This is a genomic window from Bradyrhizobium sp. ORS 285 (genome assembly GCF_900176205.1).
Classification (GTDB): Bacteria; Pseudomonadota; Alphaproteobacteria; order Rhizobiales; family Xanthobacteraceae; genus Bradyrhizobium.
Genome location: NZ_LT859959.1, coordinates 5,054,896 through 5,075,081, shown reverse-complemented (window position 1 = coordinate 5,075,081; position 20,186 = coordinate 5,054,896). Strand labels below are relative to the sequence as shown.

General features: G+C 66.2%; 12 protein-coding genes and 1 tRNA gene. 9 read left to right on the top strand and 4 right to left on the bottom strand.

Annotated features, from left to right (window positions below):
- Positions 1 to 195 precede the first annotated feature (195 nt).
- On the bottom strand, positions 196 to 1,974 hold the full coding sequence (locus BRAD285_RS22700; protein WP_006613540.1) for an acyl-CoA dehydrogenase: 1,779 nt from the start codon (positions 1,972 to 1,974) through the stop codon (positions 196 to 198).
- A gap of 292 nt (positions 1,975 to 2,266) precedes the next feature.
- On the opposite strand from BRAD285_RS22700, the gene BRAD285_RS22695 reads away from it, so the two are divergent.
- The 4 genes from BRAD285_RS22695 to BRAD285_RS35480 all read left to right on the top strand — a co-directional run bounded on the left by BRAD285_RS22695 (position 2,267) and on the right by BRAD285_RS35480 (position 9,955).
- Positions 2,267 to 2,341, top strand: a tRNA-Gln gene (locus BRAD285_RS22695).
- A 611-nt stretch (positions 2,342 to 2,952) separates the two neighbouring features.
- Positions 2,953 to 8,904 (top strand): RHS repeat-associated core domain-containing protein, encoded by a 5,952-nt coding sequence (locus BRAD285_RS22690; RefSeq protein WP_035647620.1) that lies wholly within the window; start codon positions 2,953 to 2,955, stop codon positions 8,902 to 8,904.
- A gap of 18 nt (positions 8,905 to 8,922) precedes the next feature.
- The gene (locus BRAD285_RS22685; protein ID WP_006613543.1) at positions 8,923 to 9,393 is read left to right on the top strand and encodes a hypothetical protein; all 471 of its coding nucleotides are present in this window, start codon (positions 8,923 to 8,925) and stop codon (positions 9,391 to 9,393) included.
- A gap of 127 nt (positions 9,394 to 9,520) precedes the next feature.
- Positions 9,521 to 9,955, top strand: a complete 435-nt coding sequence (locus BRAD285_RS35480) for a hypothetical protein (RefSeq protein WP_139020667.1) — start codon at positions 9,521 to 9,523, stop codon at positions 9,953 to 9,955.
- On the opposite strand, the gene BRAD285_RS22680 is transcribed toward BRAD285_RS35480, so the two are convergent.
- Positions 9,859 to 12,867: a DEAD/DEAH box helicase gene (locus BRAD285_RS22680; RefSeq protein WP_244422298.1), complete on the bottom strand. Its 3,009-nt coding sequence runs from the start codon at positions 12,865 to 12,867 to the stop codon at positions 9,859 to 9,861. The two genes, BRAD285_RS35480 and BRAD285_RS22680, sit on opposite strands and share 97 nt — an antisense overlap.
- Positions 12,868 to 13,271: 404 nt before the next feature.
- Here BRAD285_RS22680 and BRAD285_RS22675 point away from each other — a divergent pair, with 404 nt between their 5' ends.
- A complete protein-coding gene (locus BRAD285_RS22675; protein ID WP_006613545.1) occupies positions 13,272 to 13,805 on the top strand; it encodes a hypothetical protein in 534 nt (177 codons plus the stop codon).
- 83 nt (positions 13,806 to 13,888) lie between these two features.
- Here the strand turns inward: BRAD285_RS22675 and BRAD285_RS22670 are convergent, their stop codons facing one another.
- Complete coding sequence (locus BRAD285_RS22670; RefSeq protein ID WP_006613546.1) at positions 13,889 to 14,290, bottom strand: response regulator; 402 nt, start codon at positions 14,288 to 14,290, stop codon at positions 13,889 to 13,891.
- A 111-nt stretch (positions 14,291 to 14,401) separates the two neighbouring features.
- Between BRAD285_RS22670 and BRAD285_RS22665 the strand changes: the two genes are divergently transcribed.
- Both BRAD285_RS22665 and BRAD285_RS22660 read left to right on the top strand, forming a co-directional pair.
- Entirely contained in the window at positions 14,402 to 15,406 is a 1,005-nt protein-coding gene (locus BRAD285_RS22665) for a chemotaxis protein CheB (RefSeq protein ID WP_006613547.1), read from the top strand.
- A gap of 3 nt (positions 15,407 to 15,409) precedes the next feature.
- Positions 15,410 to 15,718, top strand: a complete 309-nt coding sequence (locus tag BRAD285_RS22660) for a hypothetical protein (RefSeq protein WP_006613548.1) — start codon at positions 15,410 to 15,412, stop codon at positions 15,716 to 15,718.
- Positions 15,719 to 15,762: 44 nt separating this feature from the next.
- On the opposite strand, the gene BRAD285_RS22655 is transcribed toward BRAD285_RS22660, so the two are convergent.
- Positions 15,763 to 15,948: a hypothetical protein gene (locus tag BRAD285_RS22655; RefSeq protein WP_009026863.1), complete on the bottom strand. Its 186-nt coding sequence runs from the start codon at positions 15,946 to 15,948 to the stop codon at positions 15,763 to 15,765.
- A gap of 220 nt (positions 15,949 to 16,168) precedes the next feature.
- Here BRAD285_RS22655 and BRAD285_RS22650 point away from each other — a divergent pair, with 220 nt between their 5' ends.
- A complete protein-coding gene (locus tag BRAD285_RS22650; protein ID WP_035647628.1) occupies positions 16,169 to 19,330 on the top strand; it encodes a CheR family methyltransferase in 3,162 nt (1,053 codons plus the stop codon).
- On the top strand, positions 19,327 to 20,073 hold the full coding sequence (locus BRAD285_RS22645) for a Crp/Fnr family transcriptional regulator (RefSeq protein ID WP_006613551.1): 747 nt from the start codon (positions 19,327 to 19,329) through the stop codon (positions 20,071 to 20,073). Before BRAD285_RS22650 ends, BRAD285_RS22645 begins: the two co-directional genes overlap by 4 nt.
- The last annotated feature ends 113 nt before the right edge of the window (positions 20,074 to 20,186 follow it).

Below are 20,186 nucleotides of genomic sequence, written 5' to 3'. Positions count from 1 at the left end.
ATCAATGAGTGCGACGAGCGTGAGGCAGAGCGTTCGCCCAAAGCTCACCCGTCGTCCCGGGCTTGACCCGGGACCCATAACCCCAGGGAGCAGTGTGGGGCACGATGGTGGACCGATCTCGCCCGGCCACAACGGCCGGTGGCTATGGGTCCCGGGTCAAGCCCGGGACGGCACCGAATGTGGGACGCCAGCGCCTCACGCCACCAGAACCGCCTCCGCGGCGAGCACCGCGTCGGCGCCGTCGGTGACGGTCTTTTCCAAGGACGGCGCCTGCACCGCAAACGTCTCGGCGAAGAAGCGGGCCAGCGCCACATGACGGGCGCCGTCGGTCTCGTTCTCGCTGCAGGCGGCGAGCGCCTCGTTGGCCAGCATGCAGCCGCCGAGCGCGGAGCCGAACAGGCGCAGATAAGGCGTGGCGCCGGCAAGCGCGTCGTTCGGCGCGGTGCCGAGCTTTTCCAAGAGCCAGCGGCTGGAGCGGTCGAGGCTGCCCAGCGCCTCGCGCAGCTTGGCGCCGGTGGTGCCGAACGCCGGATCGTTCGAAGCCTCGACGCGGCGGACGATCTCGTTGAGCTCGTCGAGCAGCTTGAACACCGAGGCGCCGCCATTGGCGCCGAGCTTGCGCGTCACCAGGTCGATCGCCTGGATGCCGTTGGTGCCCTCGTAGATCGCGGTGATGCGCGCGTCGCGATAATGCTGCGCGGCGCCGGTCTCCTCGATGAAGCCCATGCCGCCATGGATCTGCACGCCGAGATAGGCGACCTCGTTTCCGATGTCGGTCGAGAACGCCTTGGCGATCGGCGTCAGCAGCGCGCCGCGCGCGGCAGCCTCGCTGCGTACCGCGGGGTCCTTGGCGCGGACGGACACGTCGAGCGCCACCGCCGTGGCGTAGCAGATCGAGCGCGCCGCGGCGGTCAGGACGCGCATCTGCATCAGCATGCGCTTGACGTCGGGATGGGCGATGATCGCGTCCGAGCCGGTCGCCTTGCTGCCGACCGCGCGGCCCTGCTTGCGGTCCTGGGCGTAGGCCAGCGCCTGCTGATAGGCGCGATCGGCGACGCCGACGCCTTCGAGGCCGACGCCGAGCCGGGCCTGGTTCATCATCGTGAACATGCAGCGCATCCCGGCATTCTCTTCGCCGATCAGATAGCCGATGGCGCCGCCATTGTCGCCCATCGTCATGGTGCAGGTCGGCGAGGCGTGCATGCCGAGCTTGTGCTCGACGCCGGTGGCGTAGATGTCGTTGCGGGCGCCGAGCGAGCCGTCCTTGTTGACGAGGAATTTCGGGATCAGGAAGAGCGAGATGCCCTTGGTGCCGGCCGGCGCGTCCGGCAACCGCGCGAGCACGAAATGCACGATGTTGTCGGTCATGTCGTGCTCGCCATAGGTGATGAAGATCTTGGCGCCGCTGATGCGATAGGTGCCGTCGGCGGCGCGCTCGGCGCGGGTGCGCAGCGCACCGACATCGGAGCCGGCCTGTGGCTCGGTCAGCTGCATCGTGCCGGTCCATTCGCCGGAGATCAGCTTGCCCAGATAGATGTCCTTCAGCTCCTCGCTGCCATGGGCGTCGAGCGCCTCGATCGCGGAGAGCGTCAGCAGCGGGCACAGGCCGAAGGCGACATTGGCCGCGCTCCAGATTTCGGTGCAGGCGGCGTTGATGGCGAGCGGCAGGCCCTGGCCGCCATGCGCCTCCGGGCCGGACACCGCGTTCCAGCCGGCCTCGGTCCAGCGCTTGTAGGCGTCCGGCCAACCCGGCGCGGTGGTGACCTTCTTGTCGGCGAGCTTCACGCCATTCTTGTCACCGACCTTGTTGAGCGGCGCGAGCACGTCGGAGGCGAACTTGCCGGCTTCCTCGAGCACGGCTGTGGTGATGTCCGGGTCGAAATCGCCGTAATGGCCGGCCTCGACCGCCGCCTTCAGCCCGGCGCCATGGTTGAGGGCGAGCAGCATGTCATTGAGCGGGGCGCGATAGGTCATGGCGTGTCCTCGGGGGCTTTGAACGGTTGCCGGTTTGGCCGCCGTCATCCCATGAAACCGCCCGGGCCTCAACTTTTTCGCAGGCCCCTGTGGCGGGCCGCCGCGGCGCTCTGGGGTGAATGGGATAAGGGCTTGCCTCCATTGACGAATTGCCGGTGCTCGCGGATCACCCGCGGCAGGGGTAAAATTCCTGCCGCGCAGCGGTTGAAATGGACCGGCGCGCTCTGTAGACCACGGACGCCGACCCGGAATCGCATGGCGCCCGCGCGCCCCGTCGATCCGGCCTGCCTGATGGGGCGTAGCCAAGCGGTAAGGCAGCGGATTTTGATTCCGCCATTCGGAGGTTCGATCCCTCCCGCCCCAGCCAGGTTTCTCCCCTGGATCTCGCTACATAAAATCACGTGCCTCCGGCATGCGCTCAGGCGCATTTGGAAATTCGGCATCCCCTCATCTGGACATCCTGTGCTGGTTTCGGTTTCCGCCGGTGCTCGGCACGTCCCCGTCATGCCCCGCAACGACGTGCATCCAGCGTGAACAGCTCCGAGGCCCCACCGATCTCATTGCGCCTCTGCCTCCGTCTCTACGCCAACCTGTTCGACGACACCGGGGACGAAGACAACACGCGTTGGTACCGGCTGGCTTCGGAGCCGATCACTGCATCGTAGCCGGACGCTCCGATGAGTTAGTTTGAGACGACCTTTACTGAAATCGCGTGTCTTCCTTGAGTAAGCGATAAAGGAACCGACAATCACGGATCCACGGAGGTCTAGGAACCGAGCTCAACGAAGAGTATGTATTCGTCAATACATCCATTAGTTGATGCGTGCGCCTGCCCGATATTGAGCAGCGAGTTTTGTCCAGATCCAGTGCTGGCCATCCGAGTCTTCGCACGTCACGTGCTGATATGAAGACGACAGCATCGGTGCAAATAAATTTGACGAGGCGATCGTGAGCACGATGAATGTTTCCGTTCGACAATTGCAAGACTCTGGATATGCCGGGACGATCGACGGGAATATCAGCGTCGATCACAATGGCGTCGCCGTCTACACGGTCGACATCGTTGTGCCGCCGGGCACGCATGGCGCTGCACCGTCGCTGGCTCTAGCCTATCAAAGCGTCGCGCGGGACGGCATCCTCGGATGGGGGTGGACGCTGCGCGGCCTCTCAGCGATCACGCGCGTCGGCTCGACGCTGGCGCGCGACAATGAGATTTCCGCAGTCGCCTATGGCGATGCCGACCGTTGGATGCTCGACGGGGCGCGGCTGCAGGCGGGTCACGGCGCCAGCTACCACGATCCGTCAGCGGTCTATTTCACCGAGGTGCAGACGTGGAGCCGGGTCGTACCGGTGTACGATGGCGCGGCAGGCCGCATCGGCCCGGCGTCGTTCACCGTCACGCACCGCGATGGAAGCGTCCTGACCTATGGCGGCACCGATGATTCGGTGTTGACGGCCTCGGCGACGAATCCAAGTGTGCGCGTCTGGCTGCTGAGGCGCCGTCGCGACCTCTTCGGCAACACGATTGCCTATCGCTATACGCACGATCAGGGCACTGCCTATCCGAGCCGGATCGACTACACCAGCAACGACGGCGTCGAGGCACAGCGTTCGGTGCGGTTCACGACGGCCGTTCGGCCCGATCCGTCGACTTCCTTCGCCGCAGGAGAGCCCGTCACGCTTGGACGGCGGCTCACCGGCGTGCAGACCTATCTCGGCGAGCAGCTCGTGGGCACGTATGCGCTGATATACGAGCAGGCGCCGGTCACTGGACGCAGCCGACTGCTGCAGCTAGTGCGCGCGGATGCGAACGGCATTGCGCTCCCGCCGACGGTGTTCACTTGGCAGAATGCCGATCCGGCGCTGCTCTTGCCGGCCACGACGCTCGCGGCACAGGTCTCCGGCTGGAACGATGTATTCTTGCCGATGGACCTCGACGGCAATGGGCGTGTCGACTTCGTCAACGCCTGGCAGAGCGGCGGCGCGCTCGCACTCTCGATCTTTATCGCATCTGCCGACGGCACGCTCGAACCGCGCGTCGACGTCGTGACGCAGGGCCTCACCTTCGGTGGGACCTTTCTCCCGATGGACATCGACGGCGATGGTCGGACTGATCTGGTCTACGCCTTTGATGACGGAGGGAAGCTCGGGCTCACGGTCTTCAAGAGCTCAATCGATGCGCAGGGCCGACCGACGCTGGTCCCAGGCGCCCTCAATCGCGCAGGGCCGGCGAACCTGCCCAGCGGAGGATCACTCCTGGCCGTCGACGTCGACGGCGACGGCCTCACCGACCTCGTCTATGTGTACGATGACGCGGGAACGCTCGGACTGCTGCCGCTGTTCTCCGATGGCAGCGCTTTCGCACCATCATCGACCGATGTCACGGCGACAACGCTGCCCTCGGGTGGCCGGCTGCTTCCAGTCGATCTCGACGGCGACGGACGCATCGATCTCGCCTACGCCTACGATGCCGGCGGCAAGCTCGGCCTCGGGCTGTACGCCGCGCGTGGGCGAAGCGGCTACATCGAGCGTCCGAGCGGCGTTGTTCCCAAGCCGCTGCCCTGGGGCGGCACGCTGATCCCGCTCGATGTCGATGGCGACGGATGCATCGACCTCGTCTCGATGACGACGGACCCGACAACGGGCGATCTCCGGCTCGAGGTCCTGCAGTCGAACGCGCGCGACGCCTTCGTACCGCGCGGGCTGTCCGTCGTGAAAGGGGCGGGAGCAGGCGCGACGGTCATGCCAGCGCGTCTGGCAGGCAGCGGCCGCACGGATCTTCTCGTCGTCATCCCGCAGCCGAACGGGATCGCGCTGCATGCACTGATTTCGTCGGGCACGGCGTTCACGAGCACTGCGATCACGCAGCCGGGTAGCGTCATGCCTGCGTCCGGTGTGGCCTTGCCCCTGGATCTGCTCGGCACCGGCAAGACCGGGCTGTTCTACGCCTTCGACGCAGGCGGCAAGGGAACGTTGCTGGCGATGCACGGCGCGACACCTTACCCCGACCTCCTCGTCGGCATCGCCAACGGCATCGGTGGACGCTGGAGCCTTGCCTATAAGCCGATGACAGACCCGAGCGTGTACGCGCCGGGCGCGCCCAAAAGCGGGTTGATCGACGCCGGCCGGCTGATCAGTGGCGGCATCTCGGGCTCGGTCTACGCGACGGGAACGCCGCTGGCCGCGGGCTCGCCCGGTGCGACGTTCGGGCAGTCGCGCGCGGCCTTTCCGATGTATGTCGTCGCCAACAGCGTCAAGGACGACGCGCGCGGCGCGACGACGCGGTACGCCTATCGCTATACGGAATCGCGCTTCGATCTGCAGGGACGCGGGTGGCTCGGTTTCGCGAGCGTCACATATGACGATCCGGCCGCGGGCACTCGAACACGGACCGTGCTGCGTCAGGACTTCCCGTTCCAGCAGAACATCCTCGAGCTGCAGGTCCGCACGCTGCCGGGTGACGCGCTGCTCTATCGCACGACCCATACCTACGAGGAGCCCGCGCCGGCAACCTACGCCGTGCCGCAGGTGCGCGTGGTCCGGATAGCAACCAAGCTGTTCACGCCGGGCGGCTCGACGAGCGCGCCCGACGCCATCGCGACACGCATGATGCGCTACGATGCATGGGACAACGTGGTGTTCGCCTCGGACACGGGGGACGGCGGTGGCCCGACGCTCTACACGCGGTCGACCTATGCAGGCGATGCGGAGCGCTGGTGGTTTGGCGATCGGCTCCAGGAGGTGCGCAGCGCCGATGCCGACGGCACCTCCGTGCTGACGCACACACGCACGAGCTACGATCCCCTGACGCGCGCGGTCACCGCGGAGTCCTGGCGGGACGGTGCATCGGACACGTGGATCACCACGAGCTACCGCTACGATCGCTTCGGCAATCGCACCAACGTTATCGATCCGGCCGGGGGCGTCCGCACCACGGCGTATGACGAGCGGACGGCGACGTTCCCGGTGTCGGAGAGCGTCACGATCGGTGAGGGATCCGTGCTGACGTGGAGCTCCACCTACGACGCTCGCTTCGGCACGCGGATCGCCCATGTGGAGCCGAGCGGGAATCGCCAGGAGATGATCCTCGATGGTCTCGGGCGCACGATCCGACGCGACGAGTTGAACCCTGCGGGAAAGCTCGTCCAGGTCGCGGCCTGGAGCTGGTCGTTCGGCGCCGACGGCTTCGTCGAGGAGCGGCGACGGCGCCTCGATTGGGACGCCGAGACGTGGACGTGGGAGCGCACCTATGTCGACGGGCTCTCCCGCACCGTGCGGGACGCGAAGCTCGGGCCGGACGGGGTGCGTCCGGTCGAGATCGTGCGCACCTATGATGGCTGCGACCGCGTGCTGAGCGAGACGTTGCCGACCTATGCCGGCGACCCCACGACCACGGTGCGGACCACCTACGACGCCTACGGACGCGTCGTGAAGATCGAACGGCCATCCCCGGCCGGCGGCACGACCGTCACGACGACGACATATCCGACGGTCACGCGCTCGGTCGAAGTCCAGGCGGAGGGAACGAGCGTCGCGCGGACGATCACGTCGGCCCACGCGAAGATCAACGGCCAGAACGTCGTCTTGTCGAAGACCGATCCGTCGGGCACGACGACATATGCCTACGACGCGCTCGGCCGGATCACGTCCGTGGTCGACCCGACGGGCGTTCGCACGGAGGCGACCTACGACGGCATCGGTCGTCAACGCTCGACCACGCGGAAGACGGCGGACGGCACAGCGTTCGCAGGCGTCACACAGACCTATGACGACGCCGCCCGAACGCTCGTCGAGACCACTCTGAGCGGACGCGCGACGACATATGTCCACGATGCCCTGCAGCGCGCGATCAGCACGACGACGGCGGATGGCGCCACGATGTACGCCTATGACGGGGACGGCTACGGCAGCGGCCGCCTGCGGCAGGTGACCCGGCCGAATGGCGACGTCTTCGCCTTCGCCTACGACCCCGCCGGGAATACGACGCGCTCGGATGCGACAATCGCCGGGGAGCACTTCGTGACAACGACGACCTATCGTCCGTCGCGTGCGGTTGCGACAGCGACCTTTCCCGACGGCTCCGTCCGCACCGACCTCTATACGGGCGGCGACGTGCTCGAGCGCACCGCGCTCGAGAGTGCGACGGGCGCGGCGCTGGCCGGCGTCTCGTTCGCGAACTTCGGTCCCACTGGGCGGCCGGGTACGACCACGTCCGACAACGGTGTCACGACGGCGTCGACTTACGACCCGCTGTGGCAGCTTGCGTCCCGGACATCGAGCGTGAAGGGGGCAACGGTCTTCGGCGCGGCGCTCACCCGCAATGCGCTCAACAGCGTGGTCGCGCTGACGGATACCGTGACCGCTACGGACGGCGAGAGCTTCGGCTACGATGCGGGCGGGCGCCTGATATCGGCGAGCGGACCGTACGGCGCGATGACTTTTGCGTACGACGGATCGGGCAACCGGACCGCGCAGAACGGCGCCGGAGAGACCTCCGTCGGCTACCAGGTGCGCAGCGCGGCCGACGGTGCAACGTCGCTGAGCTACGACGGTGACGGCAACCTCGTGCAGAAGACGAACGAAGCTGCGACGCTCACGCTCGCATACGACGGCGAGGGACGAATGAGCGGGGGTGGCGGCGCGGCGTTGGCGTACGATCAGAGCGGACGACGTGTGAGCAAGACATCCGTCGACGGGACGGTGACGCGCTACGTGACGCACGACTACGAGACGACGCAGTTCAAGGACGGAAGCGCGCAGCATACAGTCGCGCTGTTCGACGCGAATGGCGCCCGCTGCGCGCTGGTGACGATCGTCGACGCGGGCACGCCGCCTGGCGGCGCAAACGGCATCGCGCTGCCCGGCACGGCGTATGTGATCGCCGATCACCGGCGCTGCACGCGTCTGGTGACCGCCGCCGACGGCTCGGTTCAGACCCGCTACGGATATCTGCCGTTCGGAGCCGTCGCGACGGTGTCGGGACCGGACGCGACGCGCCATACCTTCTGCGGGCGCGAGCGCGACGCCGAGACGGGACTCTATGCCTACGGTGCGCGCTATTACGACGCGTCGCTTGGGCGCTTCGTCAGCTCCGACGACCAGCTTTCGGCCGGCCTGCTGGTGCGCGATACATTCAACAGCTATGCGTTCGCGATCAACGATCCGCTTTCGCTGTTCGATCCCGACGGCCATTCGGTATGGGACGAGATCAAGAGCATCGGCTCGGCCTTCGTGATGGGGGTCGTCGATGCCGGGCTGATCGTCGGAGGGATCGCGGTGCTGACGCTGACAGGTGGCGCCGCGAACGTCGTCGGTTCGACGCTGCTCGGCGCCGGCATTGGCGGTCTGATCTACAATGCTCAAAATCTCCATCAAAACGGCTCGGTGGGCTCGTGGGGTGGCTGGGGGATGTCGCTCGGAGTCGGCGCGGCGGTCGGGTTCCTCGGCGCCGCGGGTTCCGCGGCTGCGACGACGATCGGAGAGTCGGCGGCTCTCGGGTTGAGCACCGCAGGACGCCTCGGCGTCAACGTCGTCATGGGTGCGACGACGGGATCGGTTAGCAGCTTGATCCAGACTGTCGCGTCCAACTCGATTGCGGGGCGCGCGCTCGATAATGGCTGGGGAACGGCGATGTTGATGGGCATGGCCACCGGCGCGGCAGGTGCGCTGGCTCTAGGCACCGGGTCGCAGGCTCTGCTGAGGTTGACGGGCACGCGGACGATCGCCGAAGCCGAGCGAAGCTTTGCCGCGCGGACCTTCGACTACAGCAGCGAGGAGCAGAGCATGTTTGGAATTTCACCGCCACCGCCGTCGAATTGGGAGCGCCTACCGCAAAGTATGCGTTCCGTGATCGTCAATGCACCGCGCACCGTCTTCGGTGTGGTGAAGAGCGCCAACGTCGTTCCCAACTTCCTCCCCCAACTCCTCTGACAGGAAAGGACCAGCATCATGACTGAGACGCTCTCTGACACCATCGGCAATCCTAACGCGGCTGCCAATACGGTCGATCTGCATAACCCGGATTCCGTCATCAGGTATCTTGCCGTCCGCTGGGACGGCGACAAGATTCGCGGCATGAAATGGACCTATCTCAACGGAGAGAAGGCGAGCGTGGGCGGCGCCGACGACGTGGACTACACATTGACGTCGTACAATTTCGCACCGCGCGAGTATCTCAAGGAGATGCTGCTGCACGATTCGGGCTACGGGTACGGCAGTTTCCGGCAGATCGTGATCAACTCGATTATCCCTGGCACGCCGCCGCAGCCTGAGTCCTTCACAGCGGGTCCTGGAGGGTTCGACAACGAGATCGCGCCGCAGGTCTACGGGCGCTTTCTGACGGGTTTCAAGGTCGGCATCAACGCCGATAACTTCATCAACAGCTGTGCCGTCTACACCAACGACACCTATCCGGCCTAGAATCGGTGCTCCGGCGGGCAGCTATCGTCCAGAACGGACCAACATGCTGGACAAGGATCGATGATTGCGGCGAGCCGCGACACTGATGGGTGCGTCCACCTCGTCGGGGCTCGTTCACTAACCGTCCTTGGAAGGCGATCGCCTTGGGCGCAGATGCCGCCGGCAGGATCACACCGAGTGCGACTATCGGCTCATTGAGCCCGAGGTCGGCCAGCGTTCGCCGCCGGACTCCTACAGGAACCCGGGCGAGGACGCCGGGCAGCGTTTCCACGACCACGTCCAGGCGGCCATCGACGACCTCAAACGACGCGGCATCAAGCCCGCGCTTCTGATCGTTGATACGATCTTCTCGATCTTCGACCGTCGCGATGACTTTATCGGGACCGCTGTTTTGCTGCTCATGGCGCCACTCGTATGGCGCATGGCGATGGTGAACTCGTCGCATGGTCCGTCTCGAACTCCGCTCTACAACCTGTTTGAAGGAGATGCGGTGCGCTTGAGCGCGGCGAGGAATCTGATTGCCGTGTCCAGCATGCGACTGTGGCGGATGTCGTGTTTGTAGAGCAGGCGTGATCGCCTGCCCTTGGCGCCTTGCAAAACGGAGGCGGGCCGCAGCCGCGCGGCGATGCCGCTCGTGCCGACATCCAGCCGTGCGATGCCGAGGGCACGGCACTCGAGGCCGATTTGCGTCGTCGCGATCAGGTTGCACGCTTCCGGCGGCAACGGGCCGAAGCGAAGCCGGATGTCATCCTCGATGTCGTCGATCTCTGCGGCGCTCTCGGCGTGAGCCAGTCGGGCGTAGACATCGAGCCGTGTCGGCTGGTCCTGGACGTAGTCCGTCGGCAGGAATGCCGGCAGATCGACACGCAGCTCCGGAAGCCAGATCTCGGCGGCGCGGTGCGGCCGTCCGTTCAAGGCGCGTGACAGCAGCTCGTGATAGAGCGGCGGCCCGAAGATCTGGACATGGCCCGCCTGCTGCTCCGACAGCAGATCACCGGCGCCGCGCAGATCGAGATCGCGTGCGCTGATTTGAAACCCCGCACCGGCGAAGCTCAGCTCCTGCAAGGCCTGGAGCCGTTTCTCGGCCTCGTCGCCGGCCGCATCAGTGAGCAGATAGGCGAAGGCGCGGGTGCCGCCGCGCCCCACACGCCCGCGCAATTGATGCAGCTGGGACAGGCCGAAGCGTTCGGCGCCGGAAATCAGGATCGTGTTGGCGCGGGGAATGTCCAGGCCGTTCTCGACGATGTTGGTCGCCAGCAGGACGTCGGCCTCGCCTGCGACGAAACGCATCATCTGTGCATCGATATCCCGGCCCGGCATGCGTCCGTGGATCACAGTGATGCTGAGCTCGGGGACCACTTGCCGCAGCCGCTCCTGCATCGGGCCGAGATCCTTGATCCGCGGACAGATCACGAAGCTCTGCCCGCCCCGAGCGTGCTCCTTGCGCAGCGCGATCGCCAGCGTGGCATCGAGGACAGGTGCAATCCTGGTGATCACGGGGCGACGTTGCGTCGGCGGCGTCGCCATGACGCTGAGATCGCGCATGCCCGCGATAGCGCTCGCCATGGTGCGCGGGATCGGCGTCGCACTCATCGTCAATGTATGGAGGCCCGTGCGCAATGTCGCGAGCCTGGCCTTGTCGGCGGTCCCGAAATGTTGCTCCTCGTCGATAATGACGAGACCGAGATCCGCGAACCGCACGTCGTCTGCAGCAAGCGCCGTTGTGCCTATGACGAGCTTGAGCGAACCGTCCTCGAGCTGCCGCTTGGTGCTGCGCGCGTCAGCTGCTGATGACAAGCGCGAGAGATGACCGATGCCGATTCCGAATGGCGCGAAGCGTTTCGTGAATGTCTGGACATGCTGCGCGGCGAGCACCGTCGTCGGCACGATCAGGGCGACCTGCCGGCCGGCGAGCACGGCCGCCGCTGCGGCCCGCAACGCGACCTCGGTCTTGCCGAAGCCGACGTCGCCGCACACGACCCGGTCCATGGGATGTCCCGCACCGAGGTCCCTCAGCACGTCTTCGATCGCGGCAGCCTGATCCGGCGTGGTGACGTAAGGGAATCGCGCCACGAAACGCTCGTACTCCATCGCGGGAGCGACGATGCGCGGCGCCTCGGTGCGAAGCCGCGTGCGGATCTGCTCGGACAGCATCTCAGCCGTACGGTCGATCTCACTTTCAGCCTGCAGACAACGTGACGCCCACGAGCTACCACCGGCATCATCGAGCTTGATCCCGCTCGGATCGCGCGCATACGGCCACACCATCGCGAGCTCGGCGAGCGACACGAGGATTGCCTCGTCGTCGGCGAAAACAAGACGGACCATCTCGCGCGGGCTGACATCCGGCGCCGCGACGATCTCCAGCCCGTCGAGCCGCGCGAGCCCGCGCTGCAGATGAATCACGGCGCTACCTGGCACGGGAATGCTGGCGGCGTCCGCAGCTGCTGCTTGTTGGCGTGCCATCGGCAGGAGATGCCGAGCCCTGCTGCCGAGCACCTCCGCCGCGGTAATGACGATCCTCGGGCGGCTCGCGTCGGTCGTAAAGCCGCGATCGAGATCGACGAGCAGCGAGGTGATCACGTCGCCTCGTGTTCGCGTTGCCGCGGCCCAATTGACGCGCCGCTCGGTCGTAACCCCGGCGAGGCGCTCCATGCGCTGCAGATCGTTCTCGGCGGCCGCGGTGAAGGTGATCTTGGCGCCACGCCGCCTGCAGCTTTCGATGAACCGCCGAAGCGCAGTGCGAGCTGCTCTCTGCTCGACGAAGCGCGGGATCGGCTCGCCATCGTCGGTCTTTGGCAGAAGCAGTCCGCTGCGCAACGCGCGCTGCCAGCCGCTGCGGCCGATGAAGGCGCGTTCGCGGCGGCTGTTGTCGACGCCGCTCTCATCGAGTGCTGCAAGCCGCAGCTCCGCGCGCTCCGGAACGTCGTTGTCGGCGATGATCTCGGCGTCGCTTAGATAGTCGAAGATGTCGACGGGCTTCGCCTCGCCGCCAATGCCGCGTTCCGACATTGGATCGATCAGCAATGTCTGGATCGCCGCGATCTCGTCCTGGTGCACGGGATCGAAGAAATGAATGCCGCTGATCACGCCGTCGGCATGACTGATCCTGACAGGCCCGAGGGCGCCGGCCGGAAACAGCTCGGTGGTCTGGCCGTGAAACAGCACGCCGCCCGGATCGTCGGGCGGCTCGTCGGCTGTATAGCCCAAGCTGACCAACGTGCTGCGAAATCCGTCGAGGTCGATGGATGATCCGGTCTCGATGCGCAGGCAGGCATCGGCCCAGCATTGCCATGGCGGAACGCGCGGCAGCATGGCCTCGACGGTCGAAATCAGCAGCGGCTTGCTCGCGCGCTCGGCCAGGCGCCGCAGCACATGGGCGCGGCGTCCGGCGAGCTCGCGCGACGGCTCGACGTTGTCGAAGGGCAAGGTGTCGAAGCGCGGCAGCACGAGAACGCCGCAGGCGGGATCCATCGCATGGAGTGCAGCGGCGAGGCGTTCGGCGCGGGGCTCGTGGCTCGCAATGAAGAGCAAACCGGGAGATGTCGGCCTCTGCCGTGCTTGCAGCAGATGAGCTGCGATGAGGCCGAGCGAGGCCGCGGACGACGGCGGCCGTTGCGTTCGCGATTGCGAGGTGCGGGCGGAGGTTGGGGATTGGCGCGGAGCTGGGGATTTGACCATCCCCACGCAAACACCGCGCGTCCCATCGGAGTTCCGGCGCTGATCGCGGATCGCCGGGGGCGGCAATGATCGTCGGCGTCGGTTCGAGGCCGATCGTATGTTCATTGGAACGTTGCGATGCGCCTTCGCTTAGCCGCAGACGCTCACACGGTCCAGATCGACACGTTGACAACATCGAACACATCAGGAGATTTGCAATGATAGCGATGAAACATGTTCTCGGAGCGCTCGCGCTCACGGCGATGAGCGCCGCTCCCGCGCTGGCGCAACCGGTGATCAACGACCCCGGTCGTTGCGAGGCGGAATTTCCAAACGCGAATTGCCAGAACCTCGGACCTGGCAATCCCTACACCGGCACCGGCCCCACGCTCGAAAGGCGTGGTGATGTGAACCGGTCGCGCCACTGGCGCGCAAGCCGCGCCCACGCGCGGCGTAGCGACAACGACTTCGCGCCGGCCGAGGCTGCGGGCGACGTCGTCGGTGATGCGGTCGGTGCTGCCGGCGCGATCGCCACGGCTCCGTTCCGCCCGGTGGGGGCATGGGATAGCGGCTGGGGCAACTCGGGCTGGGACAATTCCTACGCGATGATGGGCGGCGGCGCGGGGTGGGGCAATGGCGATGAGTCTAACGTCGGCACCTACACGGCCGGCAACGTCGCCGGCAACTGGGTCGCATGCCCGCGCGGCGCCATGGTGCAGGGCGTGGACGGCCGCATGCACCGCTGCCGCTGACGGCCAGCAGGCGATGGCACGGCGGCCTGCCAGTGCCATCGCCGCGCGGTGAGCGAGACGCGAGGAGACGTCAGGTCGAGATATCAATGCTCGCGCAGCCTCGCCGCAAGAAAGTCGGCCACGGACGAGATATCGATCGGCTTTTCCCAGTGTGGAACGTCGGCGAATTCGGGCCGTATGGACGCCTTGTCATACCCAGTCGTAAAGACGAATGGAATGTTGCGCTCGCGCAGCATGCGCGCCACCGGGAAGATCATCTCGCTGCGGACATTGATGTCGAGCAGGGCGGCATCGAACGATTGCCCGGACCGCAGCAGCGCCTGCGCCTCGTCGATATCACACATCGGTCCGATCACCTCAGCGCCGCGGCGCCGGAACTCATCGGCGAGATCATCGGCCAGAAAATACTCGTCCTCGACAATCAGGATCGATCGTCCGGCAAATGGCTGTGAGGACGTCCGCGGAATGGCCGATCCATGATGCATGAAGTTCTCCTATGAGAATGACTGATAGGAACGACCGATGGACAAATACCTTGTCGCCCAACGGTACAAAACAACCCGTGTTCCTGTGCGACGCTCGAGAAGGATCGGATCTTGTTCAACCGAGACATCATCGTCATCGGCGGCTCATCGGGAGCAACCGCACCGCTGAAGGAGATTCTCGGGCGGCTGCCGCCTGATATCCCCGCCGCGGTGTTTGTCGTGCTACACATTCCCGCACGCGGAATCGGCATCCTGTCGACGGTCGTCCACGCGGCGGGCCGGCTTCCGGTCAAGCACGCCATGGATGGGATGCCGATCGAAAACGGAACGGTGTATCTCGCGGCGCCCGATCATCACCTGCTGGTCGTGAATGGCGAGATCATGCTCGGCCGCGGCCCACGCGAGAACATGGTTCGTCCGGCCATCGATCCCCTGTTCCGATCTGCTGCGCTGCATTATGGGCCCAGGGTCATCGGTATTATCCTAAGTGGTCTTCTATCAGACGGTGCGTCCGGCCTCAACGCCATTAAGCGCTGCGGCGGGGTGGCGATGGTGCAGGCGCCGACGGATGCGCTTGCTGATGAGATGCCGCGGCGTGCGCTCGAAGCCAGTTCCGTCGACTACTGCCTGCCGGGCGCTGAGATCGGCGATGTCCTCGCCGGCCTGACCAAGGCGAAGGCCGACGCGGCGGGGCCCGCTCCGCCTGACATCCGCCTGGAGGTGGACATCGCAGCCGGCGAGCGCATCGACAGCGAGACCCTCGGGACGATCTCCAGACCGGCGGCCTTGACCTGCCCGAGCTGCGGCGGCGTGCTGTCGCACGTCACCGTCGACAAGCCGCTGCGGTTTCGCTGCCAGGTGGGGCACGCCTTCACGGCCGACGTGCTGGCCAGGGAGCAGGAGAGCCGGGTCGACGAGGCGATGCGAGTGGCGCTGCGCATCATCGAGGAGCGCGCCGAGCTGGTGCGCCGCATGGCCGAGGATGCGCGCGCCAGCGGCCGCACGGCGATTGCCGAGATGTACGACGACAGATGCATCGAGTACAGGCGCTATGCCGATCTGATCAGGCAGGTCGTCCTCAAGTCGCTCGATCTGCCGGCGGCAACAGGGGGGTGAAAGATGGGGAGAGAAGCCCCGATGTTTTCGGCGGAGACCATTGCGGCCGAGATCCGTGCCGAGGAGATGCAGCTGCGCAAGGCCGTCGCGGACATTCTGAAGGGGCGAACGCGTCTGCGCAACCAGGAGCGGCTGGTCGCTGCCATGGGCCAGCCTTGCGCCAGCTCGGTTGGCCACAGGACGAAGCAAGAGGCTGAGCGGCTCGCGGTGCTGATACGCGAGAGCCTGGCGGAGTGGGAGCGGCATCGCGCGCTCATTCAGCAACGGTTGGCCTATCTGCGACTCCGCCAGCAGCGCGAGCTGAAATCCTGACACGCAGGGCCGCCGGGCGGCCTGCGCGCTCCGGTGGCGATGCGTCAGCCGTCGCGGCGGGGCAGCTTCACGAACTGCACGCCTGTCGCGCACCAGGCGAACATGCAGCCATGCCCGTCCGCGAAGTTCCTGATACGCCCGGTCGCGACGTCGTTGTAGCCGAACATCCGCTCGACATCCGCTGTCGCCAGATGCAGGCCCTGGCCGGGAACCAAACGGTCCAGCTGCATTTGCAGAATCGGTAGGCTGAGTGGCTCGGTCATGGGTCGACAGGTAGAGGAAACCGGCACCATCGATGTTGCGGCAGATCAAGCCGCGCGGGCCGGATTCGTCGGCGGAAAGCCTGCTTTCTTGCTGCGTTGGCGGTGTCCTGCGGCTATTTTGTTTGCAGGACGGATCGGCTAGTTTCTTTCTGTTTTTGGCTGAGGCGGATTTGATTTGCGACAAGGTATGACGACGGGCGGCGAGTCTCAATCTGGCGACAAGAAGCGGCGGCCGCTGGTGATCGGTGTGGGCGCCTCGGCCGGGAATACGGCGAGCCTCGCCCGGTTCCTGTCCAAGGCCGCGCTCGATCAGGATCTCGCCATGGTCCTGGTGCTGCAGCATCGCGAAGCGCTCGACGAAGGCTGGCTCCGCGAGGTGCTGCAACCGCTCGAGAGCGTCCGCCTGCGGGATCTCGAGGATGGCGCCGAGATCGAAGGGCAGGCGATCTACCTCTGCCCGCCCAACATGATCGCCACCTTGCAGGACAACCGCGTCCTCCTGCGGCAGAGCCCGCAGGCGCCCGGCGAGCGCGCCACCATCGACAGCCTCCTGGTGTCGCTCGCCGAGGAGCGTGCGGAGCAGGCGATCGGCGTCATCCTGGCCGGCACCGGCGGTGACGGCACGCTCGGCGTCGCCGTGCTGAAGGATCATGGCGGGCTCGCGCTCGCCGAGCGCCTCGCCGACGAAGCCGAAGAGCTGCAGGACAGCAGCCGGGCCGCCGCGATCGCCGATTTCGTGCTGCCGGCCGAGGACATCGCGGACCACATCCAGGTCTATGCCCGCCACCTGCGCCGGCTCGAGGAGCGCCAGGGCTTCGACGAGGTGCTTGCCGCGGCCGCCGCCTCGCTCGGCCGCATCGCCGACATCCTGCGCAACAAGACCGGCAACGATTTTCACGGCTACAAGCAGAACACCTTCTTGCGCCGGGTGCAGCGCCGCATGCAGGTGGTGCAGATCGGCGACATCGCGGCCTATGTCGATTTCCTCCGCAACGACAAGGACGAGGTGCAGCACCTGTTCAACGACCTCCTGATCGGCGTGACCGAGTTCTTCCGCGACAAGCGGGAGTTCGAGGTGCTGGAGCAGGACGTCATTCCCCAGATCTTCGCCGGCAAGCAGAGCGGGCAGCAGATCCGGGTCTGGGTGCTGGGCTGCGCGACCGGCGAGGAGGCCTATTCGATCGCCATCCTGTTGCGCGAGCAGGCGGCCAAGCTCGACGCGCCGCCATCGCTGCAGATCTTCGCCACCGACATCGACGGCCGGGCGCTGGCCGCGGCGCGGGTCGGCCGCTACCGCACCGACATCGAGGGCAACATCACGCCGGAGCGGCTCGCACGCTGGTTCGTGCGTGAGGGGGACACCTATTGCGTGGTCAAGGAGCTGCGCGAGATGTGCATCTTCTCCCAGCACAACGTCATCAAGGATGCGCCGTTCTCCAAGCTCGATTTGGTGTCGTGCCGCAATCTGCTGATCTATCTGAACGCCGAGTTGCAGAACCGCGTGATCCCGCTGTTCCATTTCTCGCTGCTGCCTGGCCGCTTTCTGTTCCTCGGCAATTCGGAAAACGTCACCCGGCATCCGAAATTGTTCGCGCCGGTCGACCGTCGCGCGCGCATCTTCCGCAAGCTCGACAGCGGCTCGCGGCTGCCGCCGGAATTCCCGATCAGCACGGCTGCGGGGCGCGCGACCGTCGAGATGCCGACGATCCGGACGGTCAACGCCGATGTCGGGCTCGAGCGCAAGGCCCAGCGCATCGCCGAGCGCTATGCGCCCGCCTATGTCATCACCGACGGCAACTTCCAGATCCTGCACTTCTCCGGCCGCACCGGCCGCTTCATCGAGCCGACCGCGGGTGCTGCGACCTTGGATCTGCTCAGCCTCGTGCATCGCGACCTCAGGCTCGAATTGCGCACGGCGCTCGGCCATGCGCGCGACTCCAACCAGATCGTGCATGCCGACCAGGTGATGCTCGGTGTCAACGGCCATACGGTCGGCGTCGACATCACCGTCGAGCCGGTCGAGGACGGGGCCGACGGCCACCGCAACTTCGTCGTGCTGTTCAAGGATGGCCCGCTGCGTCCGTCCACCGCGCTGCCGAGCGGCAACAGCGCGCTGGTGCGCAGCGAGCATGTCGAGCGGCTCGAAAGCGAGCTGCGGGCGACGCGCGAGCGACTGCAGGCGACGATCGAGGAGCTCGAGAGCACCAATGAGGAGCTCAAATCCTCCAACGAGGAATATCAGTCGCTGAACGAGGAGCTGCAATCCGCCAATGAGGAGCTCGAGACCTCGCGCGAGGAGCTGCAATCGGTCAACGAGGAGCTCACGACGGTCAATGGCGAGCTCGCGCATCGCGTCCAGGAGCTGACGCGCGCCACCAGCGACCTGAAGAATTTCCTCGAGAGCACGCAGATCGCGACCGTGTTCGTGGACAATGATCTCCGGGTGATGAACTTCACGCCCGCGATCACCCAGGTGCTGCATCTGGTGGAGACCGATGTCGGCCGGCCGATCGCGCATATCAAGGCCAAGATCCCGATCGAGGAGCTGTACGAGGACATCCGCCGGGTGCTGCGCACGCTGGCGAGCGCCGAGCGCGAGCTGACGGCACCCGACAGCGGCACCCGATACATCGTACGCATGCTGCCCTATCGCAGCGTCGACAACTTCATCGCCGGCGTGGTGATGACCTTCATCGACGTCACCGCGATCACCCGCGCCGAGGAGCGCCAGCGCCTGCTGCTGGCCGAATTGCAGCACCGCGTGCGCAACACGCTGGGCGTCGTCCGCTCGATCGCGCGGCGCTCGGCGCAGACCTCTTCGACCGTGGACGAATATGCCGCCCATCTCGACGGCCGGCTCGGCGCGCTGGCGCGCACCCAGGCGGCGGTGACGCGCGATCCCGAAGCGGGCGTCGACCTCGAATATCTCCTGGCCGACGAGCTGATGGCCTACAAGGCGCGCGAGGGCGAGCAGGTGCGCATCTCCGGTCCGTCGATGCGGCTGCAGCCCAAGGCGGCCGAGACCCTGTCGCTCGCCATTCATGAGCTAGCGACCAACGCAGTGAAATACGGCGCGCTGAGCCAGCCGGCCGGACGGGTCGAGATCAGCTGGCACATCGACGAGAGCGTCGATCCCAATGAACTGGTGTTCGAATGGCGCGAGAGAGGAGGGCCTGAGGTGAAGCCGTCGCAGCGAAAGGGATTTGGCACCGAGATCCTGGAGCGGACATTGGCGTTCGAGCTGAAGGGCAGGACGGAGCTGTCGTTCAATCCGGCGGGCCTGCAATTCCAGATCATCCTTCCGCTCAGCCGCAGTTTCGTCCAGAGCCCCGCGACATCACAGCGATGAGCGGCCGAGGCATCAGCGCGTCCACGGCGGATGTCGTGCTTCGCCGGCTGCGCGCGTTCCGCGCGATCTCCGACGAGGCGGCGGCGAAGCTCGAACAGTCCGTGCGGGGCCATGTCGTGCTGGCCTCGGCCGGGCAGGAGCTGGCCGCCGAGGGCGACGTCGCGGCCACCATCCGAATGATGCTGACCGGCTGGGCCGTGCGCTACAAGGCGCTGGAAGATGGCCGCCGGCAGATCGTCAACCTTGTCCTGCCTGGCGACACCTGCGATGCGCAGATCTATCTCGTGAAGCGGCTCGATCATTCGATCGCGGCGCTGACGCCGGTCAGCTATGCCGAGCTCGACCGCGAGCGGTTCGAGAGCCTGATCGCCTGCGACCGCAAGCTGGCGGAAGCCTTCTGGTGCGAGACGCTCTCCAACGCCGCGATCCAGCGCGAATGGACCTTGAACCTCGGCCGCCGCGACGCCTACGAGCGCGTGGCGCATCTGCTGTGCGAGGTGATGACGCGGCTGCGGGCGGTCGGGCTCGTCGAAGGCGAGAGCTGCGCGTTTCCGATCACCCAGATGGATCTCGCCGACGCCACCGGCCTGTCGGTGGTCCATGTCAACCGCACCCTGCAGGAGCTGCGCTCCGCCGGCCTCATCGTGCTGCGCGACCGGACGCTGACCGTGCCGGATTTCGAGGCGCTGACGGATGCGGCCATGTTCAATCCTGATTATCTGCATTACGCATCGTCCGACTGATCGCGCGGACGCGGGTCGCATCCGCCTGGGCCGCTTTCGGCGGCTGTCGCTTGCGTCTGATGTGGCTCGAATTCTCGGCATGCGCGTCACCGGCTCGCGGCGCCAGGGAGCGC